At 41.0% G+C, this 18,733-nt stretch carries 21 protein-coding genes and 1 riboswitch; of the genes, 11 read left to right on the forward strand and 10 right to left on the reverse strand.

What is annotated here, in order from left to right:
• Positions 1-21 precede the first annotated feature (21 nt).
• Entirely contained in the window at positions 22-189 is a 168-nt protein-coding gene (locus M2444_RS21905) for a CxxH/CxxC protein (RefSeq protein ID WP_076301545.1), read from the forward strand.
• A gap of 71 nt (positions 190-260) precedes the next feature.
• On the opposite strand, the gene M2444_RS21910 is transcribed toward M2444_RS21905, so the two are convergent.
• Positions 261-1,652 (reverse strand): MFS transporter, encoded by a 1,392-nt coding sequence (locus M2444_RS21910; protein WP_280788018.1) that lies wholly within the window; start codon positions 1,650-1,652, stop codon positions 261-263.
• A 141-nt stretch (positions 1,653-1,793) separates the two neighbouring features.
• On the opposite strand from M2444_RS21910, the gene M2444_RS21915 reads away from it, so the two are divergent.
• From M2444_RS21915 to M2444_RS21945, 7 genes are all read left to right on the forward strand, one after another.
• Positions 1,794-2,144, forward strand: coding sequence for an ArsR/SmtB family transcription factor (locus M2444_RS21915; protein WP_280788019.1), 351 nt, complete (start codon positions 1,794-1,796; stop codon positions 2,142-2,144).
• Positions 2,145-2,289: 145 nt separating this feature from the next.
• Complete coding sequence (rlmH, locus tag M2444_RS21920) at positions 2,290-2,769, forward strand: 23S rRNA (pseudouridine(1915)-N(3))-methyltransferase RlmH (RefSeq protein ID WP_094869753.1); 480 nt, start codon at positions 2,290-2,292, stop codon at positions 2,767-2,769.
• Positions 2,770-3,007: 238 nt separating this feature from the next.
• Entirely contained in the window at positions 3,008-4,195 is a 1,188-nt protein-coding gene (locus M2444_RS21925) for a phospholipase D family protein (RefSeq protein ID WP_280788020.1), read from the forward strand.
• A 17-nt stretch (positions 4,196-4,212) separates the two neighbouring features.
• Complete coding sequence (locus M2444_RS21930) at positions 4,213-5,655, forward strand: DNA adenine methylase (RefSeq protein ID WP_280788021.1); 1,443 nt, start codon at positions 4,213-4,215, stop codon at positions 5,653-5,655.
• 130 nt (positions 5,656-5,785) lie between these two features.
• Complete coding sequence (locus M2444_RS21935) at positions 5,786-6,982, forward strand: site-specific DNA-methyltransferase (protein ID WP_280788022.1); 1,197 nt, start codon at positions 5,786-5,788, stop codon at positions 6,980-6,982.
• A 256-nt stretch (positions 6,983-7,238) separates the two neighbouring features.
• Positions 7,239-7,613, forward strand: coding sequence for a hypothetical protein (locus tag M2444_RS21940; protein ID WP_280788023.1), 375 nt, complete (start codon positions 7,239-7,241; stop codon positions 7,611-7,613).
• Between the two features lie 6 nt (positions 7,614-7,619).
• Positions 7,620-7,880: a hypothetical protein gene (locus M2444_RS21945; RefSeq protein ID WP_280788024.1), complete on the forward strand. Its 261-nt coding sequence runs from the start codon at positions 7,620-7,622 to the stop codon at positions 7,878-7,880.
• 13 nt (positions 7,881-7,893) lie between these two features.
• Here M2444_RS21945 and M2444_RS21950 read toward each other — a convergent pair whose 3' ends face one another.
• Together M2444_RS21950 and M2444_RS21955 are read right to left on the reverse strand one after the other, a co-directional pair.
• A complete protein-coding gene (locus M2444_RS21950; RefSeq protein ID WP_280788025.1) occupies positions 7,894-8,202 on the reverse strand; it encodes a hypothetical protein in 309 nt (102 codons plus the stop codon).
• A 50-nt stretch (positions 8,203-8,252) separates the two neighbouring features.
• Complete coding sequence (locus M2444_RS21955) at positions 8,253-8,591, reverse strand: helix-turn-helix domain-containing protein (RefSeq protein WP_280788026.1); 339 nt, start codon at positions 8,589-8,591, stop codon at positions 8,253-8,255.
• Between the two features lie 192 nt (positions 8,592-8,783).
• Between M2444_RS21955 and M2444_RS21960 the strand changes: the two genes are divergently transcribed.
• Positions 8,784-9,110 carry a hypothetical protein gene (locus M2444_RS21960; protein WP_280788027.1) on the forward strand — a complete coding sequence of 109 codons (327 nt, stop codon included), beginning with the start codon at positions 8,784-8,786 and terminating at the stop codon, positions 9,108-9,110.
• A gap of 34 nt (positions 9,111-9,144) precedes the next feature.
• On the opposite strand, the gene M2444_RS21965 is transcribed toward M2444_RS21960, so the two are convergent.
• The 5 genes from M2444_RS21965 to adhP all read right to left on the reverse strand — a co-directional run bounded on the left by M2444_RS21965 (position 9,145) and on the right by adhP (position 13,619).
• Positions 9,145-9,852 (reverse strand): CopG family antitoxin, encoded by a 708-nt coding sequence (locus tag M2444_RS21965; protein ID WP_280788028.1) that lies wholly within the window; start codon positions 9,850-9,852, stop codon positions 9,145-9,147.
• A gap of 2 nt (positions 9,853-9,854) precedes the next feature.
• Positions 9,855-10,139: a BrnT family toxin gene (locus tag M2444_RS21970; RefSeq protein WP_280788029.1), complete on the reverse strand. Its 285-nt coding sequence runs from the start codon at positions 10,137-10,139 to the stop codon at positions 9,855-9,857.
• Positions 10,140-10,403: 264 nt separating this feature from the next.
• The gene (locus M2444_RS21975) at positions 10,404-11,528 is read right to left on the reverse strand and encodes an agmatine deiminase family protein (protein ID WP_280788030.1); all 1,125 of its coding nucleotides are present in this window, start codon (positions 11,526-11,528) and stop codon (positions 10,404-10,406) included.
• Positions 11,529-11,594: 66 nt separating this feature from the next.
• Positions 11,595-12,431, reverse strand: a complete 837-nt coding sequence (locus M2444_RS21980; protein ID WP_280788031.1) for a MerR family transcriptional regulator — start codon at positions 12,429-12,431, stop codon at positions 11,595-11,597.
• A 171-nt stretch (positions 12,432-12,602) separates the two neighbouring features.
• Positions 12,603-13,619 carry an alcohol dehydrogenase AdhP gene (gene adhP / locus M2444_RS21985; protein WP_094876568.1) on the reverse strand — a complete coding sequence of 339 codons (1,017 nt, stop codon included), beginning with the start codon at positions 13,617-13,619 and terminating at the stop codon, positions 12,603-12,605.
• A 197-nt stretch (positions 13,620-13,816) separates the two neighbouring features.
• A riboswitch (glycine riboswitch) is annotated at positions 13,817-13,897 on the forward strand.
• 135 nt (positions 13,898-14,032) lie between these two features.
• Here adhP and M2444_RS21990 point away from each other — a divergent pair.
• A complete protein-coding gene (locus M2444_RS21990) occupies positions 14,033-15,385 on the forward strand; it encodes an amino acid permease (protein ID WP_280788032.1) in 1,353 nt (450 codons plus the stop codon).
• 85 nt (positions 15,386-15,470) lie between these two features.
• Here M2444_RS21990 and M2444_RS21995 read toward each other — a convergent pair whose 3' ends face one another.
• Entirely contained in the window at positions 15,471-16,934 is a 1,464-nt protein-coding gene (locus tag M2444_RS21995) for a DHA2 family efflux MFS transporter permease subunit (RefSeq protein WP_280788033.1), read from the reverse strand.
• Positions 16,935-17,100: 166 nt separating this feature from the next.
• Between M2444_RS21995 and M2444_RS22000 the strand changes: the two genes are divergently transcribed.
• Entirely contained in the window at positions 17,101-17,655 is a 555-nt protein-coding gene (locus M2444_RS22000) for a TetR/AcrR family transcriptional regulator (protein ID WP_280788034.1), read from the forward strand.
• Positions 17,656-17,777: 122 nt separating this feature from the next.
• On the opposite strand, the gene M2444_RS22005 is transcribed toward M2444_RS22000, so the two are convergent.
• Positions 17,778-18,626, reverse strand: a complete 849-nt coding sequence (locus tag M2444_RS22005) for a hypothetical protein (protein ID WP_094876571.1) — start codon at positions 18,624-18,626, stop codon at positions 17,778-17,780.
• Positions 18,627-18,733: the final 107 nt, after the last annotated feature.

The raw sequence follows: 18,733 nt of genomic DNA on the forward strand, positions 1-18,733 counted from the left end.
CAGAAAGGGATGCTTGGTTGAATGTATGTAGTATGTAAAGAACATGTAGAATTAGCCATCGACAAATTTGTGGACGAGTATGAGGATGCACCAGATATTGTGGACTTGAAGGAGACCGAGTTCTCGGACTGGGACCCGCCGGCCAAATGTGTGGAATGTGAGAAGAATGCGGAATATTTGGTGGTCTAAAGACCGTTAAGACTTATAAAAAACACCTTGCAGTCCCGAAATGGGCTGTAAGGTGTTTTTGCGTGAAATGATTATAGGTGCATTGGAGGATTAATCTTAGGCATCTGCTGCGTCTGCCATGTTGGCTGGTGAACCCCCGCGGTTGCTCTTGCGGTAGAGAATGGCTGAGATGATGGCAAGCAGTGCGGCAACCCGCGCTGCCATTCGAGTGCGCTTGCGGCCATAGCTACGCTGAAGGCACCGCTAAAGAATTGCAGCAGTTGGAACAGTCCCATCCCGGAGCCGATCTGCGAAGATGGCAGAATCCGAGAGATTTCATTGGAGACACTACTGGACAACGTCGTGAAGGCAAGACTCATAATCATATAGATGAGCATGACGGCAACCCAGGATCGCCCGGCAAAAAAAGCGAACAGTACAGTAGCGGTCAGCACTAGCAGTGGAGCAAAGCGTAAAATCCCTGCATTACCATAACGGTCGATGATTCTTCCGACGGAACGGGATACGAAAATGGCGAGCAGCGAGCCCGGAAAGATCACAAGTCCAGCATGGCTTGCGCTGAAGCCAAAGCGATGAGTCAGAATCTGTGGCAGCAGGAACAGGGTGGCGAAGCTGCACAGATAGGAGGCGATTCCGACCAGCGCCAGGACGAGATAGGAGCGGTTGCGGAAAAGCGCGGGCAGCACAAAAGGGTCTGGCGTGCTGCGGATGCGCCCAACAAATAAAGCAATGGCTACAATTCCGGCGACCAAGGCCACCCACAGCCCACTGGTTAGGAACAGCAGCAGCCCAGTGGTGCCGACGCCCAAGAGCAGCCCACCAAGGACATCGAAGGAGCCACGTGTGGGTACCTCTTTGGGCAGCAGGATAAGGAACAGCGGCACGAGAAGCAAAATAGCTGCTGTAACAGCGAACAACCAGATCCAGCCGAGATATTCGACGATGGCTCCGCCCGCTACCGGCCCAAGCCCTAGACCGAGTGAAACGGCTGACATAATCGTCGCCATCGCTTTTCCCCGACGGGCTTGTGGAATATAGCGGGTAAACAGGACAAGCGATAAGGACATGACTGCGCCCGCGCCCGACGCTTGTAGAATGCGTACGATTAGCAGAAAGACAAAGTTGGTGCTGAAAAATCCAGCAACAGCCGCAAAACCTAGCGTCAACAGCCCGATTACTAACAGGCGGCGAATCGGCAGAAAGTCAGAGAGACGACTGTACGTGATGGAGGAAATTGAGAACATAATGGAATACCCGGTAACAATCCAAGAAGCGGATGCAGCCGTAATTCCGAAGGTTTCAGTTACATCAGGCAGTGCCAGATTGAACATGGCCGTATTCATGATGACGAGAACTACAGCGATGCTGAACAGCAGAGTCAGCAAGCCTTCCCGTGGAAGAGTCGCTTCCGGAGCGGAGGCTTCATGATCCGCGTTTGCGGAAAGGTTATTTACAGAAGTCATGTGTGAAGCACTCCTTTTATTATTGTTTAATAGTTCGATTACTTACGAACAATTGAAATATAGCATGCGTTGATATAAAATGCAATTAGGAACAACAATGTTTTTTTCGCATGAATTGTAGGACAAAGGGGATAATCATCCATGAAAATACTATTTCATCCGGACCGCAAGGACATTCAGCTTGCTTCCATATTGTATGCGCTCAGCGATCCAATTCGCCTTCATATCGTCTCGGATATTAACTTAAATGGAGAGCAGGCTTGCAACGGCTTCAACGTTCCAATTGCAAAGTCGACCATGTCTCACCATGCCCGTACTTTGCGTGAGTCAGGGGTAGTTTTTACGCGGGTGCAAGGAACACAGCGCATTCTGTCGCTGCGGACGGAAGATCTTAACGCAAGGTTCCCAGGTTTGCTGGATTCTATATTAAGTGCTTATGAAGCTGGAGAAAAACCGGATTTTGCGATGGAGGAGCGGGAGGAAGGGAAGTAACGGATTGAGCCCTATGAGGACAGGGAATACATGAAATACAAGATATATAAGGATTGGGCGAGAGAAGGTAGTTACTAAAACTATAAGGGACGCCTAGAGCGCGTCCTTTTGCTATTTCTATAGAGGACTATAATAGGAGGCATTTATGCTTATTCAACTTATTGGCGTAGGAAAATTGAAGGAAAAGTACTTGATTAGTGGCATCGCAGAGTATGCTAAACGACTGACACCGTACCTGAAATTTCAGGTGATTGAGGTGGCAGATGAAAAAGCACCCGACTCTCTAAGCGAAGCAGAGGTCGGTATTGTTAAGGCGCGCGAGGGGGAACGCATCCTCGCGCACATTAAGAGCGAGGCGCATGTCATTGCGCTCGCGATTGACGGCAAGCTGTGGAGCTCGGAAGAGCTTGCCGCAGAAATCGACCGGCTCGGCACCTATGGGACGAGCCATGTCGTGTTCGTCATCGGAGGGAGCCACGGGCTCTCCGACGAGGTCATGCGCCGCGCGCAGCAGCGCATGAGCTTCGGGCGCATGACGCTGCCTCATCAGCTCATGCGCCTGGTGCTGGTGGAGCAGATTTATCGCGCGGTGAAGATAAATCGGGGGGAACCTTATCATAAATGACGGCTAAATTATTGGTGGGAAAGAGTGTGTTGGCGCTGAAAAAGGTTGGTATGAGTAGGGTGCGGAAATTAAAGTAATTCTGAAGCTGGTTGGTATTCTAATAAAATAAAGGCTGGTTTTACTAGGTTTCATCACGAGTTCACGTAGTAACCTTAAATACACGTAAATGAAGTTTCCCACCTTTGCTGTAAGAAAATAAGATATAATTAAACTAATCTTACGGTGAGGGGAATAAAAAATGGAATTTCACATACAGGATCCAATGTTTCAGGATGGGTATTCTATACATGAAGCATTACTTAAGGCTTGTGAGGGTGCACAACAAGGTGGAGGAGCATACGCATTTGTAACAGCAGGTGGTGCTAAACTACTTCTTGAAGACAATACGTTCTCACAACTAATCACTAAGGGTAGTTTTAAGTTAATAGTTGGTATTGACGAAATAACTAGTGAGAAGGCACTTGAAAAGGTAAGTGAAATAAGGAATAAGTATCCAAACGGCTTAGAAGTTTTTGCTTTTCATCATAATACAAAGGGTTCTTTGTTTCACCCTAAGTTTAGTTGGTTTAAAAATGACCACGGTGGTGTTTTGGTCTTAGGTTCTGGTAATTTAACAGAAAAAGGACTAAGACGGAATAGAGAGGCTTTTAGTATTATTGAAGTTGATCGAGCCAAGATTGAGGAAATAGAAGATTATTGGAATAGTTGGCTTAAGATTAATAGCCAATTTATAAAGCCGATTGATGACGAAGAAGTTTTAAAGAAGGCTAGAGAAAACACAAAGGTCTTTTTAAGACTCAAGGATAAAAGAGCTTTATCTGATTTAGATGGGACTACTAATGACACAACCATTCATACTCCAGAAAGCCAAGCGCAAAAAGATGAAGATTCAGAAGAAATTATTCCCCAGATTTCCGAATCTATTGAAGAAGAAGATTTAGAGGCATGGAGATTTGATGATAGCGATCGTGCACTGGTTGCAGAGATACCAAATAATAACGTTAGGTGGAAACAAGCTAACTTTAGCAAGTACACTTTTGAGAACTTTTTTGGTGCTCAAGCAGGCGTTAACGGGCATTATCGTATGCTACTTCGAAACGTTTCTGCAACCGGAAGGATTGGTGAAACGGAGATTAGACCAAGTGTATCAGTTGCAAGCCATAATTGGCGAATTGAGCTTGGAGCAGCGGCTGGACTAGTTTATCCTCGTTCTGATAGACCGATTGGTATATTTGTACGAGTATCTACTCGCGATTTTCTGTATGTACTAGCTATGCCAACAGACCCTTTCTATAACGAAGTTAGGCAATATCTCGATACTGAAATTCCCGTTACTACAAACAATCAAATGAAGCGGCATATTACTTCTGTTAACGAACTCAGAACAAGATGTACTCATTTACCAATATGGCATATTTCTGTATAAGTTAGGTGTGATTTCAAATGAAAAGGTTAGAACTTGAAAATAATCAACAATTTGGTTCTAAGGATAAAAATGAGATTAATTATAAACAATTAGATTTATTTCCTGAATTAACCTCAGTCTCTCAAGAACAATTTAGACCTATACATTATCTCGGTAGTAAGTTAAGAATCCTTGACTTTGTTAAAAATACAATCGATCAAGTAGATCCCTCCGGTGGAGGTGTTTGTGATTTATTTGCTGGATCGGGAACTGTCTCGAAGTATTTGTCTAAATCAAGATCAGTAACCTCTGTAGATATTCAGGAGTATTCTAGGGTCATTTGTTCAGCTTTACTTAGACCTACTACTAAGGATATCAATGTTAATGAATTTTTAGAAAGATGTATAAGTTCCTTACACTATACTGAACTAATTTTCTGTATGCAACCTATGATTGATTATGAAACTCATTGCGTTGATAAAGCTTTACATGGAGATCCAATTCCATTGTGTGAGCTAATAGAAAAGGGATCTATTTTAACCTTTGAGCAAGGTTTGAATTTAGATTATTCCTCTGATCTGTCAGAGGCTTTAAAAAATGCTATTTCTCGTCTTGAGAAGTCTGATTTTATATTAGGACCCGAGGCTTTAGTTGTCCGTTATTTTGGTGGCCTTTATTTTTCATATCTTCAAGCTATACAAATTGATGCGATTCTTGAGGAAATTCACAAACTTCCTTTAGAAAGTAAAGATACTTTTCTTGCCGCGGTTTTAAGCACAGCAAGTGATATAGTAAATACTGTCGGGAAACAGTTTGCGCAACCGCTTAAACCTCGCAATGCTGATGGAACTCCAAAGAAAAATCTAGTTATTAGAGTTCAAAAAGATAGAACTAAAGATGTATTTTCACTCTTAAAGGGATGGTTAGAACTTTATCTATCGCAAGAGAGGTCAGAGTACGATCATTACGTATACAAGATGGATTACTCAAATGCTTTAGATGATATTTACCACACTAAGACTAGTGATATTAAAGTTGTCTACGCAGACCCACCTTACACTAGATATCATTATAGTCGGTACTATCATGTACTTGAAACAATCTGTCTTCGAGACAATCCAAAAATATCAAAAACAAACCTAAATGGAGGAACAAACTTGAGTAGAGGGATATATAGAGAGGACAGGCATCAATCCCCTTTTTCTATAAAAACTCAAGCTGCAGCTGCATTTAATGATCTATTTAATAAAGTAAGTAATCTAAATGTTCCACTTGTAATGTCGTATTCTCCATTTGATGAAACTAAGAAAGCTACTCCTAGGGTACACACTATAAGTAAACTTGAAGAAATGGCCAAAAATTATTTTGCAAGGGTGGAGACTGTTTCAGCTGGTCAATTCTCGCATAGCAAGCTTAATCATTCTAACAATAACTTTGATATTTCATATGATGCAGAGTTACTAATAGTATGTCAGTTATAAAAAAAGTGTTATCAAATTTCTCGTTGTAGTCTATTCAAGGGAACGCTTGTTTGCTATGATAATTTCAAGTTCTAGAGTAGTTCGCTAAACAAAGGCTACTCCAAATAATTAATTTTAAGTATGAAGGTTGGTGATTAAAATCAATGATCGAAATCATTTGAAGTATGTAAAAGAGCAAAGTTTTGGTACTGAAAATTCTGGGAATATGATCATACAAGGAGAAAATTGTAGTGTCCTTGACTCATTAAAAGATAATTTTATTAATAAGGTAAAATGTATCTATATAGATCCGCCATATAATAACGGTGAAAAATATACTCATTACGATGATGATAAAAAACATGCGATATGGCTAAATGAGATTTCTAAAACTCTTGAGAAGTTGAAATGTTTCCTGACTGAGGATGGTAGCATTTGGATATCTATTGATGATAGTGAGGTCCACTATCTAAAAGTTGCTGCAGATAAGATTTTTGGGAGAAAAAATTTCATTACAACAGTAATATGGCAACAACGAACCACCCGAGAAAATCGAAAAGTATTTTCTAATAATCATGAATATATATTGGTTTACGCAAGGAACCCTCAAAAGTTTAAGCTATCGAGAAATTTACTACCACCCTCTTCAGAAATGCTTTCAAGATACAAAAATCAAGATAATGACCCAAGAGGCCCGTGGCAATCAGTAACGGCACATGTACAAGCTGGACATGCAGTTAAAAGTCAGTTTTACGAAGTAATATCTCCAAATGGAAAAAAACATTCTTTACCTAATGGAAGATGTTGGTCGTATAACAAAGAGCGAATGGAACAAGAAATAATTAATAACAACATCTGGTTTGGTAAGGACGGGAATGGAGTCCCAAGGATTAAAAAATTTCTGTCAAAAACCGTTGGAATAACACCGGAAACATTGTGGATGGGTAATGATGTTGGAACAAGTGACAGAGCAAAGAAACATCTTTTGAGTCTTTTCCCAGGCAGTCCTGTATTTGATACTCCAAAGCCTGAACATCTGATAAGAAGGATTCTTGAGATTGCAACAACTGAGGGAGACTTAGTAATGGATGCATATTTGGGCTCAGGAACAACAACAGCAGTAGCACATAAAATGAACAGAAGATATATTGGGATTGAAGTAGGGCAACATAGCTTGGATTTAGTTATTCCTAGAATGAAGAAAGTTATCGAAGGGGAAAACGGGGGAGTATCTAAAGAAATAAATTGGCAAGGAGGTGGCGGTTTTGGGTATTATTATCACAATGGCAACAAAAATGTACTAGCTATTGATGAGCTAAAAGAAAACAGACTTAAGTATTCTATTTAGCAATAAGACATTAGTCTATTGCTATCCGAATGTTCTATATACATGAATAAAATGAAATAAATTAGATCCTCTAGTTCGTTTAAAGACGAGCTGGAGGATTTTGTGTTTTACGAGAACTATGAATACAAAAGCAGTCGTAGACGAAAATGTTGTAGTGCCAAACATAATAGTGGACTGCCCTTCTAATTATGATGAGGGGTATTTTTCATTTTAGTTTTTCTAAGGAAATTATCAATCAAAAAAATGGAGGCTGATTATGGACAAGCAACAAAAAAAGATCTTGAATTTTCTCATAACATCATTAGATCCTGAAGGCACGATTCACTTTTTGGCAGTAGCAGCAATGGAGCAAGAGAAGATTGAACATCTCCATTCCATCACCATCAAAGTAAGAGTAGCTCTAACCTACAAAGAGGATCAATCTGTAAACCCATATTTTGACGGAACCGATATGTATTTCTTGATGACCCCGACCGAAATTCAATTTATCCGAGAGGAAGAGTGGGCAGATGGACCTCCATTAATGGAGGGGAGCCCGATTGAACTAGCGCTAGGCTGGGTTTCTCAATTAAATGTACCGTTCTATGTTTCTTCTGAAGCTCATGAAGCCGCACATAAGGAAAGGGGGTGAAATCTAATGCAGAATAGATCCAATTACGAATCACTCGTAAAAAGTGAGGATACGCTGGTTAACCGTATCGAGACCTGCTCCGAGACCATAGACGCTGTGCTTCAGATGCTCTTCAAAAAGGACGGGCCGATTCACCTCCCGACCGTACGAGAGATCGCTGCTGCGATGCACGAGGTTCAAGTCAAGTTGGAACGTGAACTGCTTCTTGTTCGAATAGAAAAAAGACTCGCAGCCCGATACATGGACAGCAAGCCTATAGTCGACTAGATGACGGACTATTCTATTCCTCTGGAAAAACAGCAATGCCCTTTATCTCTAAAAACTCCATCTCTGCCTCCAGTATTTCCTCCACTTCTTTCTGAGTTAAAACAATGGCTTGCTGTTTTAAAATATGGACTATGAGCTCGTCATTATCTATTTGAACTTCGCCATTCTCATCTTCTTCTTTGTTGTTAATGTACTCGTCTGAGTAACCTATAACAGTTTCAATCAAGTCAGCATCATGACCCGTTTTTTGAGACACGAAGCTGCTCAATTCATTAATATCAATATAAGGCTTTTCACCGTGCATATCGTTTTCAGTTGTCATTAATATCATCTCCTGTTGTCTTAGTATACCGAGGAACCCAATGTCTAACTCTAATTCTTTGATTTCTCCCAATCTAATACGGTTTGTAGCACTCTCAAGGCCATTACCTGGTCTTGCGCAGAACGCTCCGACAGCATCTCCACAATCTGTCCCAAAGTATCCTTACGCTTCATCGGATCAAGGTATCGAAAGAACTCTTCTAACGACACACCTAACCCACCAACAACTTTCTGCAATGTCTCGATCGTCAGGTTCTTCTCCCCGCGCTCCACCTGACCCACATAATTCGTATGTAAACCGGATAACTCGGCTAACTGCTCTTGGGATAAACCTTTATTCTTACGCAGCCAACGTATCCTATCTCCGACTCTCTTTACCACATCAGACACAAATACCACCTCAAGAAAAGCTTACCTGAGGGCCTTCTCAGACTTAACACACTACAAATGGTATTTAAACTAAATTAAAATATCCATAGATAATAAATATGGTACAAATTACATCTTTTAGTGTGGGTACAATGCCCTAACTATATTTTCTACGCCGGTTCTAAGAAGCTTGTTAAAGAAGATGTCATCGAAATGGTGGGAATCTCCGCAGGAAAGTCGCAAATCTGTGTGCTCAATCGTCTTGGCGTTCAGTACGATGCCCCTGTAACAGTTTTCGTAGCTGGTAATATCTTTACTGCTTTAGAAGAGTATCAGTTACAGGCCAATCGCGGCAAAGGTAAGGCCATTGAGTTTGACGATGAGGCACAGTCGCGTCTAGATAAAGGAACAGTGACGAGTTACACAGGCGAGATAGGTCTCGTGCAGGCGGCTGAGGACGGAGTGCTTAGCGAAGTACAGCGTATAGTCGGAAAAACCATGTCGATGCTAACGCTCTACCCCAAAACCGGACACCTCTGATGGCAGCAGCACTTAAAGGGCAACGACGAAATCGTCACGTATCTGCTTTCCCAAGGTGTCGACCCGAATTTAGCTGTTTGGATGTGTTGTAGTTTAACTCAAATTGAATACTTGCGCGCAACTCGTTGTAATGCAATGCAAAGTTAAAAAGAATCTCGCCGTTCGCCCAATTCGTTTTGTGCTTCAGAGTTTCTATTGCATGTTTCAATAATGATCGCTGCTGTGATTTCGTCAATCCTTCCATCTTTACCTCGATTTTGTCGTACGTCTCCTCCGAAGGTAGGGGTCGAATACCAAATTTGCCGATACGATTGTTCCGGATTTGCACGAAAATGGTACCGAATCCCAATTTGGACAGCTCCTCCTGTAATTCTACAAACACTATCTCTAATTGTCGTTCCAAATACAGCTGATCGACAGTCGTAGTGGGAAACGGGTTCTCCTTTCTAAAAGTAGGGCCCTTCATTTCCTCCTCGTAGGTGCGCTCAATCAAAAATTCTTTCATAAGTGTCTGATAACTCTTATTTCTCTGCTTAGCCAAAGTGCGGATGAGCTGGAGCAAGTCCACGTCGAGACGAATAGAAATAGTTGCGCATTTTCTTTTTGGCAAATCGTGATCCTCTTCTTCGAGAATACAAGCTTCCATCAGTTCATCGCTCAAAGTGTGGTTTGACCAGAAGTCCGCTGCTTCCGTATCGCTCATATGTTCCGGAATCTGGTCGCTTGAAGTGATAATTTTCATAATTATTGATTCCTCCTTCTATAAGCTCTGCTCTCAGTTTCGGTGGCATCCCGTGCTGTTATAACTCTTATTTTTGCCATTACTTTCTTTATATAAATCACGACCAATCGTCTTCCGTCTTCTGTTAAACCTATAATACCCATGTTGCCACTATGAGCTGAAAATTTTATACGTTGTGGGTCCATCAGAGCATCCTCCGCTTCAGATGGTTCAACATTATGACGAGCAATATGTTGCCATGTTTTCTTCGTCCCATATGAATAGTAACACTTAGCTTCTCCTGACAATATATATTATTTTATATATACATTGTAATTGGTTTTATGCGAAAAAGGTTTGGTTTCTAGAGCAACTAGCCATTCTCATTGGTAAATTTTTTGTAAACTTTCCATTACAAATAGCGCAGTGAACTGTATCAAAATTGACGGAGATACTTTGGATAGAAAGGGTCGTTGGATGAAGCTAAGCAGGATAAGGCGAGGGAGGGAAAAAACTGTATTAGAAAATTTTTTATTGCTAATACTGGCGCAGATCCTTGCCAGTTTAAGCAATCACTTTAAACGGACGGGCTGTTGTTGTGTGACACAATGAATCATACCGCCTTCTTTATAGAGCTCCCTTACATCAATTCCAATAACTTTGCGGTCAGGGTATAGTTTTTGGATAATATCGTTTGCTGTCTTGTCATTAGGATCATTGTAATTCGGGACTAATACAACTGTATTCCCAATGTAGTAATTAATATATGAACCCTTGTACCCCAAGTTTTCACCATTATCTAGCACTACATTGTTTTTACTAATTGGTAGATACACATACTGATAAGGCTTGTCGAAGGCATTTTTAGCGCTCATTAAGGTTTGGATATCCTTATTAGTGACACCCCATTCTGCTAAGTCATTCTTTTTCATTGTGATTATTGTAGATTTTTCATGAATTTTAACGAATCCATCAATATGAAAATCCGTAATATCAAGATCTGGCACACCATCTAACCAAATAAAATTAGTAGCCCCAAGATACTCGGTTATATATTCCTCAATATCAGCTTCTGCTAATTTGGGGTTTCTATTGTTATTAGTAACCGCACTACGTGTCGATAAAAATGTACCATTACCATCCAGTTCAAATGCTCCACCCTCAAGGACAACATCATTTAGATCAATGGTTTCCGTGCCAAGCTGTTTACTAAGTCTCTTCGAGATTAATGCATCATTTTTATATGGCGTTTTCTTACCCCATCCATTAAATCCCCAGTCCATGAGTTTAATATTGTTGTCTTTGTCGTATACAAAAATCGGTGCAGTATCTCTTGCCCATACGTCGTCAGTAGGAACAATGTAGAAGTCGATTTTATCCATATCTATACCTTCGTCATACAGAAGATCATAAATATAGTTCTTTTCGTATTTATCAAATGCAATAATATGAATATTTTCCCCATCGCTTAAGGCATCAGTCATTTCTATCCAAATAGGCTCAACCTTGTCCCTATAATCTTTACCGTAAGTGAAGTTATGGGGCCACTGCAACCATGTACCTTCATGTTTGCTGCTTTCGTCAGGCATTGTGTATTTGCCTACTTGCCGACCTTCTTCTGCTTTAATTTGATTACATCCCATTAAGAAAACAGCCGATAATATAACCCCTGAGCACAATACAACTAACTTATTCATTATGAAATCTCCTTATGTTCTGATTCGTTCTCTGGAAGTAGAATAAGCGTTGACATAGTGTCAAGGTCAAGCATCTATTGTCTGGCTTTTTTTGATCACAGGAAAACAGATCTGCGTCACGAACTCTTCTTCAGGGCAGTCACATTCTGGACCTTTTAAGTAGGTTTCATAAGGTGGACCATCCTTTTTATAGCCGCCGCCATCTATCCATTCTTCAAGTGCCATATGAGCGTAACCGATATAGTCATAACTCCCAATATACAAGGTAGTGGCAACCAAAGTTGGCGGAAGTTTTTTTATTTGCCATTTCCTCGATGCATCGCCGTCATTCTTATGAAGGATTGGGATCATCAATTCAATATCGCTTTGGTCAGGGGTAAACGCCTCATCAAGAAAAATGACAGACGGAACACCAAGCAACTTAATATTACTTTTTTCCGCTTGTTCATATAAGGAATCAACATACTTGTCCATGTCAGCAATGTTAATTTGCAATCTTTGACTTAGGACCTCTTTCTCGTTTCTCATTCCGAGCGATATATCAAAAGATCTTCGTTCGCCTTGAATCAAATCCACTTTGATTTCAATCATCTCTTGCATTTCTGCAATGATTTGTCTATTTCGATTCATCTCACTGGATAACTCAAGTATTTTTGAATGCATCCATTCAGTCAGCAGTTCTCTATCTGATGTCTGAAGGATAGTTCTAATCTCGGGTAGGGAGAATCGATATTCTTTCAGTCTCTTAATAAGTAACGCTGTTTCTAGTTGGCTTTTTTCATAATATCTATAGCCGTTTGTAGCCTCTACATGCGCTGGTTTCAAAAGTTCTTCTTTATCATAGTGTCGCAACATACGTGCACTCATTTTGCAAAGCTGAGAAAATCTATTGATCGTGTACATATTTCTCTCTTTCTTAGTGTGATCGTATGGTTAGATCAATCACTCTGTAGTCATTGACTCAAGCTTCTATGCTTTAAAATTACAGTCTAATACGTTTGGTGCGACTGTGCAAAATTATTAGTCATAAAAAAGCCCGAAAAGTAGCACTTTTCGAGCGTGTTTTCTTTAGGGTCATTTCGTCATATCAAGGACGATTCGGCCATTGATTTTGCCTTCTAACATAAGATCGTAGATCTCATTAATATCTTCTAGTTTACGTGTCTCAATAATGGTTTTGATTTTTCCTTCTGCAGCGAATTGTAATGCTTCTTGCAAATCTTTGCGAGTGCCGACAATCGAACCAACTACCTTTGTTCCATTTAATACGGTATCAAAAATGGGAACATCCATGGATTCAGGAGGCAGCCCAACCATGACGCAGGTACCGCCGCGGCGAATGGCACGGTAGGCTTGGTCGAATGCTTTTTTCGCAACCGCTGTACAAACGACACCGTGTACTCCGCCGATTTCTTTTTGAATCCAGTCTGCCGCATCTTCTTTTAATGCGTTTACGGTTTTGTCTGCGCCAAGTTGTTTGGCAAGCTCCATCTTTTCATCCGACGTGTCGATGGCCACTACGTTCATTCCCATCACTTTTGCATATTGTACACCAAGATGCCCTAATCCTCCGACACCGAAAATGGCTACCCACTCACCTGGCTTTACACCCGATACTTTCAACGCTTTATAGGTAGTAACGCCTGCGCAAAATAAAGGTGCCGCTTCGATAAAGCTTAGATTATCAGGAACCTTAACTACATAATCGGCAGCTGCCACACAATATTCTGCATATCCGCCATCTACGGAATATCCGGAATTTTGCTGATCCAGACAAAGAGTCTCTCTTCCAGTAAGACAATATTCACAATGACCGCAGGCTGAGTACAGCCATGGAATTCCTACACGGTCTCCTACCTTTAAGTGTGTAACTCCTTCACCTATTTCTTCAATAATCCCAACGCCTTCATGTCCGGGAATAAGAGGGAGTTTCGGTTTGACGGGCCAATCGCCATGAGCAGCATGCAAATCAGTATGACACACTCCGCAGGCCTGAATGTGGACAAGGATTTCTTTGTGTCCGGGTTTTGGTTTAGGTACGTCTTGTAGCTCTAACTTTTCTTTGAATTTCTTTACTACAGCGGCTTTCATTAGCATACTCCTTTAGTTTTTTGCTTTTCAAAAAGTAGTATGTTCATGAGGCTAACTTTAAATTCTTGAGACTTTTATCACTGATTAACACTCACATCACAAGTAATATGTTAGAATATCAGAACAGCTTTACTGCGTTACCGCTTTATCAACTTTATAATTCACGAGCTATGATGGCTAAGGATTACACTTTAGCTGGAGCAGCTTCTGGAGAGACTGCGGAAATTCCGCGGCGCCGAAGGGTTCACAATCTCAGGCAAAAGGACAGAAGAGTACTGAATATGTATTTGTCATGCTGATCGCTATCAGCAGGGCAAATATTATTTGATATTCTTACGATCTGGGAGATTGGATGACATCCAATCTCTCTTTTTTTTATTCTAATTTATTGTACTCACAAGGGGGAACTAGGTATGGCACAACCAGAATTAAAGAGAGAACTGGCTAATCGGCATGTTCAACTTATTGCTATTGGCGGCACCATTGGTACAGGATTATTTTTGGGATCAGGTAAGGCGATAGAGAAGGCAGGCCCATCCATTATGATCACGTATTTAATCGTGGGTATTGCTGTGTTTTTTGTGATGAGAGCACTGGGAGAACTCCTATTATCTAAAGCGGGCTATCAATCGTTTACGGATATTGCTGAAGACTACCTTGGATCACGGGTCGCATTCATTACCGGTTGGACCTATTGGTTTTGCTGGATTATGACGGCTATGGCTGATGTCATTGCTGTTGGCGTATATGTACAGTACTGGTTTGATATCCCGCAGTGGGTTCCTGCCATCGCCTGTCTAGTCGTGTTATTAGGACTTAATCTATTAACTGTAAAGAGCTTTGGGGAACTCGAATTTTGGTTTGCTTTAATTAAGGTAATTACGATTCTCGCCTTGATTGGTCTTGGGGTCATTTTACTGATCATTGGGTTTAAGACGGATGCAGGATCGGTGACGATACGAAACCTATGGGAGTATGGGGGCTTTTTTCCGAACGGTATATCAGGCTTCTTATTTTCTTTTCAAATGGTTGTATTTGCTTACGTGGGTGTGGAATTGGTTGGGGTGTCGGCAGCGGAAACAGCGGATCCGGAGAAAAATATCCCATCTGCGATTAATAAAATTCCTTTACGGATTCTATTTTTCTATGTCGGTGCGCTTTTCGTCCTGTTATGCATTAACCCTTGGACGGAGCTAAGTCCGGCAGAGAGTCCTTTTGTAAAAACCTTTACTTTAGTAGGAATTCCAATTGCCGCAGGGATTATTAATTTTGTTGTACTAACCTCAGCGGCTTCCGCTTGTAATAGTGGGATGTTCTCGACAAGCCGAATTCTCTATAATTTGAGTAGAAATAACCAGGCGTCACCTCATTTGGGCAAACTGAATAAAAACCATGTCCCAGGTAACTCGTTATTCATTTCTACAATTGTTATATCTGTGGGTGCTCTTTTGAGTAAACTTATTCCAGAGCAGGCTTTTGGAATCGTGACAACGATTAGCGCCATTTGTTTTATATGGGTGTGGGGCATTGTTCTTATCTGCCATATTAAGTATAAGAAAACCCGGCCAGACTTACAGGAGAAATCCAAATTCAAAGCACCGTTCACACCGGCTATTAATTATATTGTCTTAACCTTGTTCGCTGGAATACTGATCATCATGCTGTTCGCTGGAGAAACACGCCCGGCTTTATTGTGTACTCCGTTATGGTTTATTTTATTATTCATCTTGTATTCGATTAGAAGCAAAAAGGGGAAAAGTAATTAAGCTTGAGTGAGGGATTCACACAAAAAGCCATTCCTATACGGAATGGCTTTTCTTCATATACTGCAATTGCTAGTTACAACCAAGGTTATTCCTTGTTAACTAGGTTTGCTTTCTTTTCAATCGTGATCTTGCTTTTTATAGGCATAAATAAGGTTATAACAAACGCGGCGACGGATAAAATCATCATAAAGTAATAGGCGTCACTTGCCCCAAGAATGGATGCAAGGGATTTAAGGATCTCAGGAGTAGTAGAGGGATTGCTCTGCATCACTGTGGCCGCATGACTTGTAGCCTGCACAGTGTAAATCGTAATTACGACAGCAGTTCCGATGGCTCCGGCAATCTGGCGAACGGTATTGTTCACTGCTGTGCCATGCGTTCCTAATTGTTTTGGCAACGCATTTAGTCCGGCTGTATTGAGTGGCATCGTAATAAAGCTTAATCCAATTCGCAAGCCAATGGTACGAATCATTAGATACGTATACGTTGTAGATTCAGATAGATCAGTTACCGCCCACATAGATGGAATAATAAATAGCAGACCAATGATGAACAGCGGTTTGGCACCGAAACGGTCGTATAATTTACCGGTGACGGGTGACATGAACGCATTTACGAGCGCCCCCGGCAACAAGAGCAGTCCTGCATCAAATGCTGTAAAACCACGGCCATTTTGCAGGTAAATAGGCAATAGAATCATATCTGCGTACATCATCATGGTGATTAATACATTAATAAGAGATGTCAGCGTAAATACTTTATTTTTGAAGACAGACAGGTTTAGCAGCGGATCATCTGACTTGATTTGTCGAATACAAAATACGGCCGTTACAGCGATTCCAATGCCTAATGTCAGGATCACTATTACGTCGTCCCAGCCTTTACTGCCTGCACTACTGAAGCCGTATAAAATCAAACCAAATCCGACGGTCGATAAAAGAACACTTACTACATCCAGTTTCGACTTAGAGGTCTCAGATACATTCACTAAATATTTGAACGCCAACGCTATAACAAGGATGACAAGTGGGATAAGGCCGATAAATAACCAGCGCCAAGAGTGATATTCGACAACAAATCCCGCGAGCGTCGGTCCAATGGCAGGAGCAAATATCATTGCGAGTCCAAGCAGTCCCATAGCACTGCCACGTTTCTCAATAGGGAAGATCGCGAGTACAACGCTCATCATGAGCGGCATTATAATGCCTGCACCAGCAGCTTGGATCATCCGTCCGACTAAGAGTAGACTAAAGCTCGGCGCTGCTGCACAAATGATTGAGCCAAGTAATAAAAATGACATGGCACTTAGAAATAATTGACGTGTTGTAAAACGTTTCATTAAATAGGCTGTAATCGGAATCAATATCCCGTTGACCAGCATAAAACCCGTTGAAATCCATTGTACAGTTGTTGCCGTGACATCAAATACATCCATCAGCCTACTTAAGGCGACATTTAAAAGCGTCTGATTGAGTGTAGATAAGAAACAACCAAAAATTAGGATGGTTAATAGGATTCCTTTATTTATTTTCTTAATATCTTCTTGCATGGTGCAGGCCTCTCTTCATTGCTTTTTCGACATAGTGTCGATAAAATGAATCATATCAGGATTTAAACTGTATTCCTATTTGCAATTTTATTTAAACTGTCGACTAATCAACAGATTCGGTAAATTAGTTGATGAAATGCCATAAAAACGATAATAGAGGGATGAAATGACTGTACACAAAAAGGTTGACCCACGAGCTGTTCGTTCAAAAAAGATGCTGAAGAATGCTGTTTTTTCATTATTGGCTGACAATGTAGAGATTTCGCAATTAACCGTCCAAAAAATCGCTAACACTGCCGAGCTGAATCGTGCAACGTTTTATTTGCATTATGAGGATATTAACGATTTATTGCGGCAGATCGTACATGAAATCTTTGATGACCTGTCTATGAAGGTTGAACCGCTATTACATGTGAAGAGTAACAACGAACAGGAGCAGCTGGTCACATTTTTAAATTACTTTTATGAATACCGGAAAGTGTTTGCTGTATTAATTGAGCACAAAGGTTTTAAACAGCACTTGACCAGCCTGTTAAAAAATACGATCGAAAAACGAAGAAAAGCGAGAAACATAGATCCCACTAAAGAGGTAGTCTCCGTTGATATTATTGCGGCATCACTACTGGGGATTATTATGTGGTGGATTAAGGATGGAAGCCAATATAGCGCAGAATACATAGCAGGGCAAATTACCTTGATGTATAAAAGAAAGTATTTATAAGCTTATCTAAAATTTAAAGCACCGTTTATACCCTTTGTGAATTATGTTGTTCAGGCCTTGTTTGCATAGAAATCCACCACCTCATGGGGTGGTGGATTTCTATCATTATTGTGGTCAATGCTCTAGAGCGTCTTTCCCAATGTACGCATAAAAGCTTCTATATTGTTTGTTAGAAATCCACTGTTTTGAAATCCTGCCTGGGTAATCAGATCCTGGATATCTCCCACAAACCCACTCAGGCTGGAAGTGGAAGTATTTTGGAATCTGTTCTCGCTGGGGATACTGCCGATCTGTTTGTTTACATCTTCTTTATATTCCTGTATCCAATCCTTACGAGTTGCTGCATTTTTGGCGAAGTTCAGTAAGATGCTACTCCAGTCTTTTCCGTTCACAATAGCTTCCTGTAGCTTTTCCAGCGTTTTTGGCTCGAATTTTTTCATCATATAGTTTAAATCCATATAATCCTCTGGAGCTCCAACAGGTCTTTGCGGTGGTGTATCGTATTGGATTTGTTTCGTTTCAGGATCTACCGTTCTTGTTGTAGAGATCGCTCCGATCTGACGGATCGTATTCATAAATTCTGCTGCTTTATCATCCTTAATATAATTGTCAGCGATATACTTCGCTTGAGTTAGTCCCAATTCTAATAACGCTGATCTTTCCTCGTCTCCGGTTACGTCTGTAATGAAGTTGGATTGAATGATGCCGTAGACAGCTTCCTTCACTTCCGAGGGTTGATCTGCCAGCAGGCGGGTAAGTGAATCGTTGATTTGGGTAGTTCCGAAATATGTAGCCGAATGATTTACAATATCGGATGCTGCCAACTGTCTGGAAGCCGAACTGATTTCCACAGTGTCGGTCTCATGCGACAGTTCGGGTATTGTGCCATTGACTAAGGACGGTTTATCCGCGAGCTTTTTCGAACTTATGTAGGCATTTAAATCAAGCTGGGTTGAGCCTTGAATCTTCATTATTAACGCGCCCCTATCTGTTTTTTTATTCCATTTATTCTCTTATATCCATAATATCGGGATATTCTTCCATGTTTTTTATATTATTGACCAAAAAAAAGCGGCAG

This window comes from Paenibacillus sp. PastF-3 (assembly GCF_029893135.1).
Lineage (GTDB): Bacteria > Bacillota > Bacilli > Paenibacillales > Paenibacillaceae > Paenibacillus_AQ > Paenibacillus_AQ nitricinens.